General features: G+C 69.1%; 13 protein-coding genes. 6 read left to right on the forward strand and 7 right to left on the reverse strand.

Annotation, left to right across the window (positions count from 1 at the left end; genetic code table 11):
* Positions 1–96 precede the first annotated feature (96 nt).
* From VXM69_RS14265 to VXM69_RS14275, 3 genes are all read left to right on the forward strand, one after another.
* The gene (locus VXM69_RS14265; RefSeq protein ID WP_034190756.1) at positions 97–849 is read left to right on the forward strand and encodes a glycosyltransferase family 2 protein; all 753 of its coding nucleotides are present in this window, start codon (positions 97–99) and stop codon (positions 847–849) included.
* Between the two features lie 123 nt (positions 850–972).
* Entirely contained in the window at positions 973–1,815 is an 843-nt protein-coding gene (locus VXM69_RS14270; protein ID WP_367189772.1) for a glycosyltransferase family 2 protein, read from the forward strand.
* A 136-nt stretch (positions 1,816–1,951) separates the two neighbouring features.
* Entirely contained in the window at positions 1,952–3,232 is a 1,281-nt protein-coding gene (locus VXM69_RS14275) for an O-antigen ligase (protein WP_034190754.1), read from the forward strand.
* 133 nt (positions 3,233–3,365) lie between these two features.
* On the opposite strand, the gene VXM69_RS14280 is transcribed toward VXM69_RS14275, so the two are convergent.
* From VXM69_RS14280 to dnaE, 3 genes are all read right to left on the reverse strand, one after another.
* The gene (locus VXM69_RS14280; protein ID WP_367189773.1) at positions 3,366–4,544 is read right to left on the reverse strand and encodes a glycosyltransferase family 9 protein; all 1,179 of its coding nucleotides are present in this window, start codon (positions 4,542–4,544) and stop codon (positions 3,366–3,368) included.
* A 163-nt stretch (positions 4,545–4,707) separates the two neighbouring features.
* Positions 4,708–5,793, reverse strand: coding sequence for a glycosyltransferase family 9 protein (locus VXM69_RS14285; RefSeq protein WP_049032629.1), 1,086 nt, complete (start codon positions 5,791–5,793; stop codon positions 4,708–4,710).
* Positions 5,794–6,100: 307 nt separating this feature from the next.
* Positions 6,101–9,634 (reverse strand): DNA polymerase III subunit alpha, encoded by a 3,534-nt coding sequence (gene dnaE, locus VXM69_RS14290; protein ID WP_034190751.1) that lies wholly within the window; start codon positions 9,632–9,634, stop codon positions 6,101–6,103.
* Positions 9,635–9,850: 216 nt separating this feature from the next.
* On the opposite strand from dnaE, the gene VXM69_RS14295 reads away from it, so the two are divergent.
* Both VXM69_RS14295 and gluQRS read left to right on the forward strand, forming a co-directional pair.
* Positions 9,851–10,705 carry a sulfurtransferase gene (locus tag VXM69_RS14295; RefSeq protein WP_034190750.1) on the forward strand — a complete coding sequence of 285 codons (855 nt, stop codon included), beginning with the start codon at positions 9,851–9,853 and terminating at the stop codon, positions 10,703–10,705.
* 19 nt (positions 10,706–10,724) lie between these two features.
* Positions 10,725–11,618 (forward strand): tRNA glutamyl-Q(34) synthetase GluQRS, encoded by an 894-nt coding sequence (gluQRS, locus tag VXM69_RS14300; RefSeq protein ID WP_034190749.1) that lies wholly within the window; start codon positions 10,725–10,727, stop codon positions 11,616–11,618.
* Between the two features lie 174 nt (positions 11,619–11,792).
* On the opposite strand, the gene VXM69_RS14305 is transcribed toward gluQRS, so the two are convergent.
* The 4 genes from VXM69_RS14305 to purT all read right to left on the reverse strand — a co-directional run bounded on the left by VXM69_RS14305 (position 11,793) and on the right by purT (position 15,649).
* Positions 11,793–13,364, reverse strand: a complete 1,572-nt coding sequence (locus tag VXM69_RS14305) for a DEAD/DEAH box helicase (RefSeq protein ID WP_034190748.1) — start codon at positions 13,362–13,364, stop codon at positions 11,793–11,795.
* Positions 13,365–13,763: 399 nt separating this feature from the next.
* A complete protein-coding gene (locus tag VXM69_RS14310; RefSeq protein WP_034190747.1) occupies positions 13,764–14,144 on the reverse strand; it encodes an MliC family protein in 381 nt (126 codons plus the stop codon).
* A gap of 86 nt (positions 14,145–14,230) precedes the next feature.
* Entirely contained in the window at positions 14,231–14,416 is a 186-nt protein-coding gene (locus VXM69_RS14315; RefSeq protein ID WP_006497052.1) for a DUF6726 family protein, read from the reverse strand.
* A gap of 18 nt (positions 14,417–14,434) precedes the next feature.
* Positions 14,435–15,649, reverse strand: coding sequence for a formate-dependent phosphoribosylglycinamide formyltransferase (purT, locus tag VXM69_RS14320; RefSeq protein ID WP_069705573.1), 1,215 nt, complete (start codon positions 15,647–15,649; stop codon positions 14,435–14,437).
* A 213-nt stretch (positions 15,650–15,862) separates the two neighbouring features.
* On the opposite strand from purT, the gene VXM69_RS14325 reads away from it, so the two are divergent.
* Positions 15,863–16,408, forward strand: a complete 546-nt coding sequence (locus VXM69_RS14325; RefSeq protein WP_034190745.1) for an META domain-containing protein — start codon at positions 15,863–15,865, stop codon at positions 16,406–16,408.
* Positions 16,409–16,559: the final 151 nt, after the last annotated feature.

A 16,559-nucleotide genomic window follows, 5' to 3' on the forward strand; every position in this document is an offset into this window, starting at 1 on the left:
CACCGCCCCCGCCGGCACGGGCAGGGACGATGCGGCCGGCGGCCGGGCCGCGGGTATACTGCCGCTCACCGATTTCACCGCCTTTCCGACGATTTCATGGCTGAACCCTCCCTCGGCGTCGCCCTCATCGCCCTCAACGCGTCCGCGCGGCTCGCGCAGTGCCTCGGCGCGCTGTCGTTCGCCGACGACGTCGTCGTCATCGACGGCGGCAGCACCGACGATACCGTCGCGATCGCGCAGGCGCACGGCGCGCGCGTGATCGTCGAGCGCGACTGGCCGGGCTTCGGCCCGCAGAAGAACCGCGCGCTCGACGCGCTCGGCACCGACTGGATCCTGTCGCTCGATACCGACGAAGTCGTCACGCCGGAACTCGCCCGGTCGATTCGCGACGCGATCCGCGCGCCGGCCGCGCAGGTCTATGCGGTCGACCGGCTGTCGAGCTTCTGCGGCCAGTGGATCCATCACAGCGGCTGGTATCCGGACTGGGTGCCGCGCCTGTTCCGGCGCGGCACCGCGCGGTTCTCGGACGACCTCGTGCACGAGCGCCTCGTGTTCGACGGCGCCGCGCAGCGCCTGGCCGGCAAGCTGATGCACTATTCGTACGAGGACTTCGAGACCGTCGTGCGCAAGCTCGACGCGTATTCGACGGCCGGCGCGCGCCAGCGCCGCGCGGCCGGCCAGCGCGGCGGCTTCGGCAAGGCGCTCGCGCGCGGCGCGTGGGCGTTCGTGCGCACCTACGTGCTGCGGCGCGGGTTCCTCGACGGTCGCGCCGGCTTCATGATCGCCGTCTTCAACGCGGAAACCGTGTATTACCGCTTCCTGAAGCTCGGCCACGAAGCCGCGCGCTGAGCGCCCGCCCCGCACACCGCCGGCGTGCGGGCGACCCGGCGTTACAATGCCGGGCTGCCCGCGCCGCGCGTGCCCGCCCGAAGGCGCCGCCGCCCGCCACGACGACCAACGAATCCGACCGCCATGTTCTCCATCATCATTCCGACCTGGAACAACCTGCCGTACCTCAAGCTCGTCGTCGACAGCCTGCGCCGCCACTCCGCGTACGATCACCAGATCATCGTGCACGTGAACGACGGCTCGGACGGCACGCTCGACTGGGTGCGCGGCGAAGGCATCGAACACACCGCGTCACCGGCCAATATCGGCATCTGCCATGCGGTGAACCTGGCCGCCGCCCGGGCGTCGCGCGACTACGTCGTCTACATGAACGACGACATGTTCTGCTGCCCCGGCTGGGACACGGCCCTCGTGCGCCGTATCGAGCAGATGCCGACCGACCTCTTCATGCTGTCGGGCACGATGGTCGAGCCGGTCGACACGCGCAACCCGTGCGTCGTCGTCAGCAATTTCGGCCGTGACGCCGAGCAATTCGACGCGGCGGGCCTCGTCGCCGCGACGCCGAAGCTCGCCCGCGCGGACTGGCTCGGGTCGACCTGGCCGCCGACGCTCGTGCACCGCGACTGGTGGAACCGCATTGGCGGCTACAGCAGCGAACTGTCGCCCGGCATGAGCAGCGACAACGACTTCTCGATGAAATTCTGGGACGCCGGCTGCCGGATCTTCCTCGGCGTCGGCGACAGCCTCGTCTATCACTTCCAGCAGAAAAGCACGGGCAAGATCGTCAAGAACGACGGCCGCCGCCAGTTTCTCAATAAATGGGGCATGACCCAGGCGACGTTCGACCGCTACTACCTGCATCGCGGCGAGCCCGCCGGCCCGAACATCACGCTCGACACGCCAGCCGTGGAAGGCCGCCTGAAGCGCGCGCTGCTGCGCTCGCGGATCAAGCGCGCCTTCAGCTGATCGGGCCCCGAAAACGACACGGAAACCCGTCCCGCTTCGCGTATACTTTGCGGTTCGTCCCGAATCTCTTGTCGGGACGCGCGGCGACGTGCAGCAGGATGTCCGCCAGCCGCATTCGTCCATTCGACAGGTTCCGATGCTTTCGTTTTCCGCTCCCGCCTCGCGGCGCCTGACCGCCGCACGCGCATTCGCCGTTGCCGCGCTCTGCATGGTGCCCGTCTCGACCGCGCTGACCAATGTGTTCTGCGGGCTGTTCGCCGCCGCGCTCGTGATCTCTCCCGAATTCTGGCGCAACCTGCGCTCGTTCTTCACCGATCCGGCTTCGCTCGCGGCACTGCTGATCCTCGCGGCGCTCGCCGTCAGCGTCACGTATACGATCGCGCCGCACAACAAGGCATGGAACTGGGTCGCGAAGTACGACAAGCTGCTGTTGCTGCCATTTGCCGTGCTCGCGTTCCGTCATTCGAACTGGGCGCCGATCGTGCAGCGCTGCTGGTTCGGCACGCTGTGCGTCATCCTGTTGCTGTCGACGACCAACTATCTCGGGTTGACCGCGATCGGGCCCGCATATGCGTCCGCGCTGCCGGTATCGCGCGCGTGGGTGTTCAAGAACCACATCGCCGCCGGCATGTTCGGCGCACTGCTGTTCTACCAGGCTGCGGATCTCGCGCTGGCGGCTCGCACGGCGCTGTCGCGCATTGCCTATGCGGTTGTCGCCGCATGGACGCTCGTCAACGTGTTCGTGATGCTGCAGGGACGCACGGGGCAGGTCATCGCGCTACTGCTGATTCTCGTTGTCGCGGTGCGTTTCGTGCTGTTGCTGCGTCGGCAGTCGGCGCTGCGCGCCGGGCTGGCCGCCGGCGTGCTCGTCCTGTCCGGCATTGCACTGGTCGTCGCAGCGTGTACGGTTCACAACGGCCGGCTCGCGGAGGTCGTGACGGAAGTGCAGCAATATCGGCAGAGCGATGCCGTCACGTCATCCGGCCTGCGCCTCGAATGGTATAAGAGAGGGCTCGAGCTGTTCAGCCAGCGCCCCGTGATCGGCTACGGTGCGGGCGGCCTCGAGGTCGAGTTCCAGAAGCTCTCGGCCGGCAAGACGGCGGCCGAAGGCCAGCTCACGTCGAACCCGCACAACGAATACCTGCTGATGGCCGTCCAGCTCGGCTCGGTCGGCCTGCTGCTGTTCGTCAACCTGATCGTGCAGATCGCGCGCGGCAGCCGCGCGCTCGATCCGCGCTCGCGGCACCTGCTGCTCGGGTGGCTCGCGATCTTCGCGATCGGCAGTCTCGCGAACTCGCTGCTGCTCGATTTCGCCGAAGGGCACCTGATCGTGCTGCTGGCCGGCATCCTGCTCGGTTGCGGCGAACGCAGCGAGGCGTTGCCGCGCGAAACGTCGGCGATCCGGCGCAGCGCGTAACGCATGACGAAACGGGTTCCGCTGCCGGCCCGCTCCGGCGGCAGCGCCCGCACATCACGCCGACGCGAGCGGGCTGCGCCGCCTCGGCACGGCGCCCCTTCGAAAGCGGGAAAGCGCGCGCCTCGCGCGCGCGTCAGTCGGACCCGGCGCGAGGCAGTCGCGACGTGTCGACGATCGCGTGGGCCACACCCGGCGGATTCAGTCCGAGCATCTCGGCCGCCGCGGCCTTCACGCGCTGCGCGCCGAGATTGGCGAGGCAGTCGCTGCGGCTGTCGACCTTGCGCTCGCAGCCTTCGTGCCGGCACGGCACGCAATCGCCCTCCCCCTGCAGCAGCCATACATTCCCGTGCCGTCCCGAGCCGCGCAACGGCCAGGGATTCTCGGTCGCGGGCCAGTGCTGCGGCCACGGCCCCCAGCGCACCGGATCGGACGGGCCAAACAGCGCGATCGTGTCGGTGCCCGTCGCGGCCGCCACGTGGGTCGCGCCGGTGTCGGGCCCGATGAAGAGCCGCGCGCGCCGCACGAGCTCCGCGCTCTCGCCGAACGTCAGCCGGCCGACCAGGTTGAGCACGTCGCCGCCCGCTTCGGCCGCGACCTGCTCCGCATACTCGCGTTCGCTGTCCGCCGGCCCGCCCGACAGCGCGACCGCGAAGCCGTGCTCGCGCAGCCAGCCGATCATCTCGACCCAGCCGTCGAGCCGCCATTGCTTGTAGCGGAACATCGGATACGGATGCAGGACGACCAGCGGCTTGCCGGCGCGAATCGCCGGCGACTCCGCGAGCCGCGCGTCGAAGCGCGCGCGCCGCGCGGGATCGTCGCCGATGCCGGGCGCAACGACCTCGGACACCGGCTCGATGCCGATCACCGGCGCGAGTGCGAGCGTGCTGACGACCGTATGCGCGGATGCGTGATGATTGATCGCGATGCCGTTCAGCATCATTCGCGTGAGCCATGTGACACGATCCGGATCGACGAGGCCGACCCGCTTGCGGCCGGCGAACCAGCTGTAGAAACGCGGCCGGTCGGAACTCAGCGCCGCGCACGCGAGATCGTAGCGGCGCCACATCGACAACGCGTCGCGCAGCCGCTCGCGGAATCCCGCTCGCTGCGCGACGACGATCACGCGGCGTACGTCGGGATTGTGCTCGAGCACCCCCTCGGTGCCGCGAAATACCAGCATGTCGATCTGCGCATCCGGCCAGCGGGCCTTCAGCGAACGGACGAGCGGCGTCGTCAGCAGGACGTCGCCGATCCGGCGCGGCGCGGCAACGAGGATGGTTCTGGGCGGGCGGGCAGAAGAAAACAGGGCCACGGCGATCGATCTGTCTAGCTGGCTGAACAAGGCTGGCAATGTACAGGATTTTGCCGCAGCCGGCGCAGCGTGGCGCACCGGCCGTGCATGCCGTCCCGAAACGGCCCTGATGCGGCCCCGCCGGCGGGCCGCGCCCACCGTCAGCGCCGTACGGGTGCGCCCGCTACGACGCGATCGTCGCGATCGCGGGCGCGGCGGCAGCCGGCTGCTCGTGTCCCGCAGCGGCCACCGGCTCGTCGCGATGGCCGGCCCGCGGCAGCAGATGGCGCACCGCCCGCTCGACCGCGTCGACGCCGATCGCGTCGACGGTCGCGCCGGCGCGCAGGATCACGTGCGGCACGCCGAGCGGGTGCCAGCGCAGGTATTTCTCGGGGCGGTCCTCGAACAGCGCGGCGACCGGCACGCCGAGCGCCGACGCGAGATGCACGGGCGCGCTGTCGGCCGACACGATCACGTCGAGCAAGCTCGCGGCAGCCATCAGTTCGGCAACCGACGACGGCGCCACGTGCCGCGCATTCACGTCGCGCCACGCATCGTCCTCGCCGCACGTGCCGATCGCCGGGTCGCGGAACACGATCACGTCGGCGCACGGTGCAAGCCGCAGGCCGAGGTCGCGCCAGCGGTCCGCGGGCCAGCGGCGCTCGACCGCCTTGTTCGACACGAACAATCCGACGCGCGGCTTCGTGCGCGCGCCGAGCAGGCGGTACCACGTGTCCTGCAGCGTACGGTCGGGATGAACCGACAGTTCGAGGCGGTCGAGATCGGCACGGCCCAGTTCGGGCACCAGCCGGAAACCCGACAGCGCCTCGTGACACATCTGCCGCTGCGCAACGTGCTCGGGCTTGCGATCGTCGAATTCGCTGTCGGCATCGTGCCAGCGGCAATCCTTCGCGCGAAGCTGGCGCGCGAACTGCATGCTGCTGCGATGCATGCCGCCGTTCGGCACGACCACGAGGTCGAACCGCAGGCGACGCAGGCGGCGCACGAGCCGCAGCCGGTCGAAGAATGCGCGCATCCGCCCGGGACGGTCGTTGCGCTCGCACTGGCGGCTGTACACGTAGGTGTGGACCGCGTGCACGTCCGGGTTGCCGGCCAGCGCGGCCGCATTGTAGCGGTTCGCGACCACATGGAGCTCCGCACCGGGCCAACGCGCCTTCAGCGCGCCGAGAAACGCCGTTGTACACAGCATGTCGCCGAGAAAATCAATCCGGATCACGAGGATCCGCCGCGTCGGGTTCCCATTGGCCATAGTCATGTGGTGACAGTCAGTTTTTTATCGTCGCGACGGGCCGTTCCACGGCATCCCGATCCAGGGTGATCCTGTCGCGCGTCCCGCAGACCGCCCCCGTGCATGCACACGACACACGACGGCGGTGCCGTTCGCCGCGCGAACCCGCGGCAGGCGCCGCATACATGCGGCCAGCGCGCGATTGTATAGCGTCCGGATGACCGGCCCAAGGCCCGATTACCCTCGGATGAAAGAAAACGGCCCGCCGCACCGCGCGATGGCGATGCGCCGGGCCGTCTGTCGCGACAGCCGTCTAAACAGGGCGCGATCAGTACGTGATTTCGACGACGCTACCGTCGAACGCCGCGCGCAGTTCCGCGAGCAGCACGTCGCTCGGCTTCACGCGCCACGCGTCGCCCAGACGCATTTCGCCTTGCGCCCGCGCATTGCTGTACTGGATCTGGACCGCGAGCCCGTTCGGCAGCGGCGCCTGCGGGCGACGGCCGCCATCGCGCCCGCCGCCGCGCGGCGCCGGCGCTTCGACCGCGGTCGCGGCCGCCGGATCGTCCTTCGACACGTGCGGCTCGAGCACGCGGCGCAGCGCGACCGCGTCGGCGTTGCCGTTCATCGTCAGCCGCACGGCCTGCGCGTAACGGCTGCGTGCGCGTTCGAGATCCATCACGGTATCGGCCGTGAAGCGGATGCCGCCGGTGAACGCGTCATTGCGCGCCTGCCCCTGCACGATCAGCAGTTCGTCTTCCTTGAACAGCGCCTTGTTGGCCTCGAACTGTTCGTTGAAGATCGTGATCTCGCACTGGCCCGACCCGTCGTCGAGCAGCGCGATCAGCATCTTGCCGCGCTGGGTCATCTGCGTGCGCAGCGACGCGATGATGCCCGCGACGAGCTTGTCGCGCCCTTCCTTCAGGTCGCCGACCTTCTGCCGCACGAAGCGGCGCACTTCGTCACGATATGCGTCGAACAGGTGGCCGGACAGGTAGAAGCCGAGCGCCCCCTTTTCCTCCTGCAGGCGGCGCTTGTCGTCCCAGGCGGGCTCGTCGACGAGCGCATGCGCGTGCGGCGACTCGGCGCCCATGTCGAACAGGCCGGCCTGCATCGCGTTCGCCTCGGCCTGGTCGGCCGCTTCCATCGCGAGCGGCACCGACGCGATCAGCTGCGCGCGGTTCGCATTCAGCGAATCGAACGCGCCGGCGCGGATCAGCGCCTCGACCGTGCGGCGGTTGACGACGCGACGGTCGATCCGTTCGCAGAAGTCGAACAGGTCGGTGAACGCCTTCTCCTCGCGAGCGCGCAGGATTTCCTCGATCGCGTTCTGGCCGCTGCCCTTCACCGCGCCGAGGCCGTAGCGAATCGTGCGCGAACGCTTGCCGTCGGCTTCGGCGACCGGCTCGAACCGGTAATGCGACTGGTTGATGTCGGGCGGCAGCACGGCGAGGTTGTTCACGACGCAGTCGTCGAACAGGATCTTCACCTTGTCGGTGTCGTCCATCGCGAGCGTCATGTTGGCCGCCATGAATTCGGCCGGATGGTGCGCCTTCAGCCACGCGGTGTAATACGCGAGCAGTGCGTAGGCAGCCGCGTGCGACTTGTTGAAGCCGTAGCCCGCGAACTTCTCCATCAGGTCGAAGATCTCGTCGGACTTCTCGCGCGAGAGGCCGTTCTTCGCCGCACCCTCGGCGAAGATCTCGCGGTGCTTGACCATCTCCTCGGGCTTCTTCTTGCCCATCGCGCGACGCAGCAAGTCGGCGCCGCCGAGCGAGTAGCCGCCGATGATCTGCGCCATCTGCATCACCTGCTCCTGATAGACCATGATGCCGTAGGTCTCTTTCAGGACGGGTTCGACGCGCGGATCCGGATACTCGACCTTCTCGCGGCCGTGCTTCCGTGCGCAGAAACTCGGGATCAGGTCCATCGGGCCCGGACGGTACAACGACACGAGCGCGATGATGTCCTCGAAGCGGTCGGGCTGCGCATCCTTCAGCATGCCCTGCATCCCGCGGCTTTCCAGCTGGAACACCGCGACCGTGTTGGCCTTCTTCAGGATCTGGAACGAAGCCGGATCGTCGAGCGGCACCTGCGCGAGCGACCAGTCGGCCTTCGACGGATCGAGGCGGCGAATGTAGCGCTCGGCCCAGTCGAGGATCGTCAGCGTCGTGAGACCCAGAAAGTCGAACTTCACGAGGCCGACGGCTTCGACGTCGTCCTTGTCGTACTGGCTGACGACACCGCCTTCGTCGCCCTGCGTGTACAGCGGGCAGAAATCGGTCAGCTTGCCGGGCGCGATCAGCACGCCGCCCGCGTGCATCCCGACGTTACGCGTGAGGCCCTCGACGCGCTGCGCGAGATCGAGCAGCTGGTGGACTTCGTCCTCGTGGTCGTAGCGCTCCTGAAGCTGCGGCTCTTCCTTCATCGCGTCGGCGATGGTCACGTGCTTGCCCGGCTTGAACGGGATCAGCTTCGCGACGCCGTCGGTGAACATGTAGCCGAGGTCGAGCACGCGGCCGATGTCGCGCACGGCCGCCTTCGCGGCCATCGTGCCGAAGGTGGCGATCTGCGACACGGCGTCCGCGCCGTATTTTTCCTTCACGTACTGGATCACGCGATCGCGGCCGTGCTGGCAGAAGTCGATGTCGAAGTCGGGCATCGACACGCGTTCCGGATTCAGGAAGCGCTCGAACAGCAGGTTGTAGCGCAGCGGATCGAGATCGGTAATGCCGAGCGCGTACGCGACCAGCGAACCGGCGCCCGAGCCGCGGCCCGGGCCGACCGGCACGCCGTTGTTCTTTGCCCAGTTGATGAAGTCCGCGACGATCAGGAAGTAGCCGGGAAAGCCCATCTTCGTGATGGTCCCGCACTCGAATTCGAGGCGCTTGTAGTAGGTGTCGCGCTGCGCGTCGCGCTCGGCTTCGACCGGATACAGCTGCGCGAGACGGGTCTCGAGCCCTTCCTTCGACAGCTGGACGAGGTAGTCGTCGAGCGACATGCCGTCGGGCGTCGGGAACAGCGGCAGCTTCGGCTTGCCGAGCTCGAGCTTCAGGTTGCAGCGCTTCGCGATCTCGACCGTGTTCGCGACCGCCGACGGCAGGTCGGCGAACAGCGCGACCATGTCGTCCTGCGTGCGGAAGTACTGGTCGGTCGTGAACCGCTTCTGGCGCCGCGGATTCGCGAGGATGTCGCCTTCCGAGATACACACGCGCGCTTCGTGCGCGGTGAAATCGTCGTCGGTCATGAACTGCGTCGGGTGCGTCGCGACGACCGGCAGCTTCAGCGCCGCGGCGAGCGTCGCGGCCTGCTGGATGTACGCCTCCGCGCCCGGCTGGCCGTAACGCTGCAGCTCGATGTAGAAGCCGCCCGGGAATACCTTCGCCCAGCGCTCGGCGTGACGGCGCGCGGCGTCCTCGTTGCCGGCGGCCAGCGCGAGCCCGATGTCGCCCTGCTGCGCGCCCGACAGCGCGAGCAGCCCCTGCGAAAGCGGGCCATCGAGCCAGCTCGCGTCGAGTTCCGCGCGGCCGCGGTACTGGTTCGTGAGCCATGCCTTCGACAGCAGCTCGCAGAGATTCAGGTAGCCGACCTTGTCCTTGACGAGCAGCAGCAGCCGCGACGGCTTGTCGCGATCGTCGGGATTGGCGATCCAGACGTCGCAGCCGGCGATCGGCTTGATGCCCTTGCCGCGGGCTTCCTGGTAGAAACGGACGAGGCCGAATGCGTTGCCGAGATCGGTGAGCGCGAGCGCGCCCTGACCGTCCGCGGCCGCCGCCTTGACGATGTCGTCAATGCGCACGATGCCGTCGGCAATCGAGAATTCGGAGTGAACGCGAAGATGGACGAAGCGGGGATCTGACATGGGCGCTATTGTAGCCGCCCCGCCGCGCAGGCTGCCCAAAAAATCCCCGCGCCGGCCGTTCGGCCGATGCGCGCGGCGACACGTCGCGCGACCGGCCGGACAGCCGGGTGCCGATGCCCGCGCGGTTTGCGGGATAATACGGGTTTTCGAATCAACGCCCCGGCTTCGCACCCTATTTTGCGGGCCGCCGTGCGGCCGTTTTCCCGTCGGACCATCATGACCATCGTCAACCTCGCCGCCTACCACTTCGTGTCGCTCGACGCGAACGAACAATGGCGCCCGCTCGTCACCGCCCGCTGCAACGAACTCGGCCTGCGCGGCACGATCCTGCTCGCCCCGGAAGGCATCAACCTGTTCATCGCCGGCACGCGCGACGCCACCGACGCGTTCATCGCGTACCTCCGCCACGATCCGCTGTTCGAAGGCAAGTTCGCGTCGCTGCAGTTCAAGGAAAGCCTGTCCGACTCGCAGCCGTTCCGCCGCATGCTCGTGCGCCTGAAGCGCGAGATCATCACGATGAAGAAACCCGCGATCAAGCCGGAGCTCGGCCGTGCGCCGTTCGTCGACGCGCACACGCTGAAGGCGTGGCTCGACCGCGGCCACGACGACACGGGGCGCCCGGTCGTGATGCTCGACACGCGCAACGCGTTCGAGGTCGACGTCGGCACGTTCGACAACGCGCTCGATTACCGGATCGACAAGTTCAGCGAATTCCCCGAAGTGATCGACGCGAACCGCGCCGACCTCGAAGGCAAGACAGTCGTGTCGTTCTGCACCGGCGGCATCCGCTGCGAGAAGGCCGCGATCCACATGAAGGAAATCGGCATCGAGAACGTGTACCAGCTCGAAGGCGGGATCCTGAAGTACTTCGAGGAAGTCGGCGGCGCACACTATCACGGCGACTGCTTCGTGTTCGACTACCGCACCGCGCTGAACCCGCAACTCCAGCCGACCGAGAACGTCACCTGCTTCGCATGCCGCGCGGTCGTCACGCCGGAAGCGCAACAATCGCCGAGCTACGTGCCCGGCAAGTCGTGCCCGGCCTGCGCGCAGGCAGCCAGCGCCGCGTAAGCGCGCAACCGGCGTTCCGATGAACGACTATCGCGGCCGCTTCGCGCCGTCGCCCACCGGCCCGCTGCACTTCGGCTCGCTGGTCGGCGCGCTCGCGAGCTGGCTCGACGCACGCGCGCACGGCGGCGCGTGGCTCGTGCGCATCGAGGATCTCGACGGTCCGCGCACGGTACCCGGCGCGGCCGACGACATCCTCGCGACGCTCGCGCATTTCGGCATGACGCCCGACGAACCGCCCGTGTGGCAAAGCACGCGCGACGCGGCCTACACGGCCGCGCTCGAACAGCTCGTCGCGGCAGGGCTCGTCTATCCGTGCGGCTGCACGCGCAAGGAAATCGCCGATTCGCTGCGTGCCGCGCACGAACGCCACACGACGCTCGCGTACCCGGGCACGTGCCGCACCGGCCTGCACGGCAAGCCCGCGCGCGCGTGGCGGCTGCGCGTGCCGGACGGCGGCGACGCGATCGTCGCGTTCGACGACCGCTGGCAGCACACGCAATCGCAGAACCTCGCGACCGAAGTCGGCGATTTCGTGCTGAAGCGCGCGGATGGCCAATGGGCCTATCAGCTCGCGGTCGTCGTCGACGACGCCGCCGCGCGTATCACGCATGTCGTGCGCGGCGCCGACCTGCTCGATTCGACCGCGCGCCAGATCCATCTGCAACACTGCCTCGGGGTGCCGACGCCACGGTATCTGCACGTGCCCGTCGTCGTCGATGCAAACGGCGAGAAACTCAGCAAGCAGACGGGCGCGACCGCGCTCGAACGCACCGCCCCGCTGCCCGCGCTGCAGGCCGCGGCAGCGCACCTGGGCCTTGCGCCCGACGGTGCGCTGCCCGGCGCGACGCTGGAGGCGTTCTACGCCGCCGCGACGGCAGCGTGGGCGCGGCGCTTCGGCCCGCGGGCCGGCTGACGCGCGTGCAGCGAGCCGGCTTCGCGGCAATCGCGGCCGGCGCCCCATGACGGATGCGTCGCCTGCCGCGCCACGATCCCCCAGCCGCACCCCCAATGAAAAACGGGCACATGCTTGTCGCATGCACCCGCTCGTCCGGCAGCGCTCGCGCGCCGCCCCTGCCTTCCGCCGACCTTACGCCGACGGCTTGCGCGGCATCCCGAACCCGCCGAGCAGCGCCGCAACCTGACGCTTCGGCCCTTTCTTCTCGGGCTGTTGCGCGGGTTGTGCGTCGTCCGCCTGCTTCGCCGGCGCCGACGGCTCATACGGCTTCAGGAAGAAATCATCGACCGGCGCTTCGTGGCGACGGTGATGACCGCCGCGCTCGGAACCGCCCGACCGGCGCCCCGATGCGCCGCGATGCTCGTCGCGATCGCGACGGCCGCCTCGTTCGCCACCGCGTTCGCTGTTGCGATCGCCGCCACGGTCACCACCGCGCTCGCCGCCGCGGTCGTCGTGACGATGGCGCGCCGGCTTGTCGAGCGTGAGCGTCTGCACGTCGAGCGGACGCTTGATCAGCTTCTCGATATCGGCAAGCTGCTTGCGCTCGTTCGGGCTGCACAGCGACAGCGCATCGCCCGTCGCGCCCGCGCGGCCGGTACGGCCGATCCGGTGCACGTAGTCTTCCGCGCTGAACGGCAGGTCGAAGTTGATCACGGCCGGCAGCTCGGCGATGTCGAGGCCGCGCGCGGCCACGTCGGTCGCGACCAGTGCCTCGATCTCGCCGCGCTTGAACGCGTCGAGTGCCTGCATCCGCTCGATCTGCGTCTTGTCGCCGTGAATCGCCGACGCGACGACACCGTCGCGCTCGAGATTGCGCGCCAGGCGGCTCGCGCCGATCTTGCTGTTGCAGAACACGATCACCTGTTTCAGGCCGCGATCGCGCAGCAACTGCACGACGGCCGCCTGCTTGTCGCCTTCGGCGACGTCGTAGACGATCTGCGTGACGTTCGCGTTCGTCGAGTTGCTGCGCGCGACCTCGATCGTCTGCGGGCTGCGCAGGTAGGTCGACGCGAGCTTCTTGATTTCCGGCGAGAACGTGGCCGAGAACAGCAGCGTCTGGCGCTCCTTCGGCAGCAGGTTCAGGATGCGCTGCAGATCGGGCAGGAAGCCCATGTCGAGCATCCGGTCGGCTTCGTCGAGCACGAGGATCTGCACCTGGCCGAGGTTCGCGGTCTTCTGCTGCACGTGGTCGAGCAGGCGGCCCGGTGTCGCGATCAGGATCTCGACGCCGCGGCGCAGCTCCGCCGACTGCGGGTTCATGTCGACGCCGCCGAACACGACCGCGCTGCGCAGCGGCGTGTGCTTCGCATACGCGTGCACGTTCGCGGCGACCTGGTCGGCGAGTTCGCGGGTCGGCGTGAGGATCAGCGCACGCACGGGGTGGCGCGCCGGTGACGCGCTCGTGTTGGCCTGCGGCAGCAGGCGCTGGATGATCGGCAGCGAGAAGCTCGCGGTCTTGCCGGTGCCCGTTTGCGCGGCGCCCATGACGTCGCGGCCGGCGAGCACGACCGGAATGGCCTGCGCCTGGATCGGCGTCGGCGTCGTATAACCCTGCTCCGCAATGGCTTTCAGGATATCGGCGGCAAGGCCGAATTGGTCGAAGGTTGCGTCGACGGGCTTGGCGACAGAATCGGACATGGTGGCGTTTCGCTCAAAAGGCGCGGCGGGGACATCGTGCGTCAGGCCGGCCGGGCCTGCGCTCATCACAATTCGGAAATAGACGGAGCCGCGGCGCGCCGCGCGGCGCCGCTCTGGCGCTTGGGACCGGTTCAATGCGAACGCTGGACGCCAGGCCGTGCGGACTCCGTTCGGCGCGAATGCCGGCGGAAAGGGCCGTATTGTAGCACTGTGCGGCCGTCTGTCCGTGACAACGCCGCGAACGGCCGCATCGGCGGTTCGCGCGGCCGGCCGGTACAGGCCCGCGCGGGGCGACGGACGGCCCGCGCGGGCTATCCCGATCGGCCGGCGGCAATATCAGGGGACTGATCGCGGAGTGTCGCGTCCGGAGGCCCGCCGCCTGCCCGCGGAACGGGCGAACGGGCGGCCAGGCCCGGCAGCCGGTCGATGCGAGCGGCGCGTACGGTCCGCGACCGCGCCCGGCGCTCAGCCCTTCTTCTTTTTCTTCTCGACCTGCGCGCAATCGCCCAGCAGCGGCGGCGAATTCGGGTCGGCGATCTCGTCGCGCAGCGTCGCTTCCTTGCCCTTCGTCCACCACGTATAGCGGCCGGCCTGGTAGCGCGCGCCCGACGCCGACACGGTGTCGACGAACAGCATCTGCTTCCCGTTGACCGGCACGAGCGCGAAGCTCTGGCCGTTGCCCGCGAGCCAGTACGACACGCGCACGGGCTGCTTCTGGTTCGCGCACTGGTAGACGGCCTGCTGGCGCGCATCGGCATCGATTTCCTCGACGGTCAGCTGCGCGGCGTGCGCGACGGAAACGGCAGTGCCCGCAAGCGCGAGCGCGGCAAGGGTGTGGCGAATCATGCAGGTCCTCTCACGAGACGGGTGGAAGCGCGCCCTCCCGGGGCGCGCGATTACTGTTGACGGGCGAGCGCCCCGGCTGGCGGGGATCAGGGATCGATGACGTCGGCGCACGCGTCGGTCGGCGCCGCCGCGACGTGGCCGACGAGCGGCACGATCTTGAGCCCGGCCGAAGCCACCCGGCACGGCGCGGCCGCGAGGCCGCAACCCGCGAGACTCGCGACGAGCGCCAGCGCGGCGCCCAGCTTGCCGATACGCAACCACCTCGACGCCATCGCCCTCTCCTCGTTCCGTCAGCGGGCCGACACGGGCCGGACGGCCGCGGCGGCGCGCTTCGCGCGTTCGCGGGCTTCGTCGACGGTCGCGCCGGTCGCCAGCGCGACGCCCATGCGCCGCTTCGCAAAACTTTCCGGCTTGCCGAACAGGCGCAGGTCCGCGCCCGGCACCGCGAGCGCGTCGCGTACGCCTTCGAACGCGATCCCGCGCTCGTCGAGCCCGCCGTAGATCACGGCCGACGCGGCCGGGGTCCCGAGCGCCGGATCGACCGGCAGCCCGAGAATCGCGCGCGCATGCAGCTCGAATTCCGACTGGCGCTGCGACGCGAGCGTGACGAGGCCCGTATCGTGCGGCCGCGGGCTCACTTCCGAGAACCACACGTCGTCGCCGCGCACGAACAGCTCGACGCCGAACAGCCCGCGCCCGCCGAGCGCCTCGGTAACCTTGTGCGCGATCTCGCGCGACTTCTCGAGCGCCACCGCGCTCATCGGCTGCGGCTGCCACGATTCGACGTAGTCGCCCGCGACCTGCACGTGGCCGACCGGCTCGCAGAAGTAGGTGCGCGTGGCGAGCGTCGCCGGGTCGATCGCGCGCACGGTCAGCTGCGTGATCTCGTAGTCGAAATCGATGAAGCCCTCGACGATCACGCGGCCGTGGTTCACGCGCCCGCCCGCCATCGCGTAGTCCCACGCGGCCTTCACGTCGGCGTCGGTCTTCACGACCGACTGCCCCTTGCCCGACGACGACATCACGGGCTTCACGACGCACGGCATGCCGATCTTCGCGACCGCCGCGCTGAAGGCCTCGAACGAATCCGCGAACGCATACGGCGACGTCGGCAGGCCGAGCTCCTCGGCCGCGAGCCGGCGGATCCCTTCGCGATTCATCGTGAGCTGTGTCGCGCGCGCGGTCGGGATCACCTCGGCAAGACCGGCCGTCTCGATCGCCGCGAGCGCGTCGGTGGCGATCGCCTCGATCTCCGGCACGATCAGGTGCGGACGCTCGGCCTCGACGATCGCACGCAGCGCGGCGGCGTCCGTCATGTCGATCACGTGCGCGCGATGCGCGACCTGATGGCCCGGCGCGTCCGGATACCGGTCGACCGCGATGACTTCGACACCGAGACGCTGCAACGCGATGATGACTTCCTTGCCGAGCTCGCCCGCGCCGAGCAGCATGACGCGCGTGGCCGAGGGTGAAAGCGGCGTACCGAGCCGCTGACCGATCTGCATGTGATTTCCCGCTTCTGGTGGAGGACGAAAACGGCTCCGATGTTAACACGCGCGATGACGCCGGTTTGAGGCGTTTCGACGCGCCGGCGCCCGACCACGCACGACGCGCAGGCACGCTGCGAACGTTTTCATGCGTGAAGTGTCGGCTCGCCTGCCGCGGGGCGGGTGCGTTACTCTTACGCCTTGATCAGAATCCGATGAGGAACGAGGCTCATGTCCCACCTGTCCGCCGCCGCACGCGCACGCACCGGCCTGCTTCGCCCGTTGCGCGCGCCGCTCTGCGCGTTGACGCTCGCCACGCTTCTCGCCGCCTGCGCGATGCCGACCCATCCCGATTCCGCCGCCCCCGCGCCCGACCCGTACAACCCGGCCGCCGTCCAGCTGCTCGACGACACGAGCTGGGAACTCACCAGCTGGACGAATGCCGACGGCACGCCGCGCGCGATCCCGCACGGCGACAACGGCGAGCCGATCAAGCTCGCGCTGTCGACCGAGTCGGGCATCCGGCGCGCCAGCGGGTTCTCGGGCTGCAACCGCTACACGGGCACCTACGCGATCAAGAACGGCCTGCTGAGCTTCGGGCCGCTCGCCGGCACGCGGATGGCCTGCCCGAATTCGCTCGGCGGCCAGCTCGAGCGCGCGTACCTCGACGCGCTTGCGCACGTCGACAAGACCGGCGTGCAGATGCGCGAGCCGCAGCAATTGCAGATCGTGACCAGCGCCGGCGCAACGCTCGTTTTCACGCACCGGAGCCCTTGATGCATCACGCACGCGAAGGCCGGCCGACCGCCTTCGCGTCGCGTGTCGCGCGCGTGTGCCGGCCGCACGCGCCGCACGGCGTGAACCGAATTCACGTCGCCCGGGAATCTTGTTCGCCGGCCGGTTAAACTCGGCGGGTCGCGCCTCGCGC

Origin of the sequence: Burkholderia sp. Ed8 (assembly GCF_040761425.1) — a bacterium.
GTDB classification, from domain to species: domain Bacteria; phylum Pseudomonadota; class Gammaproteobacteria; order Burkholderiales; family Burkholderiaceae; genus Burkholderia; species Burkholderia seminalis.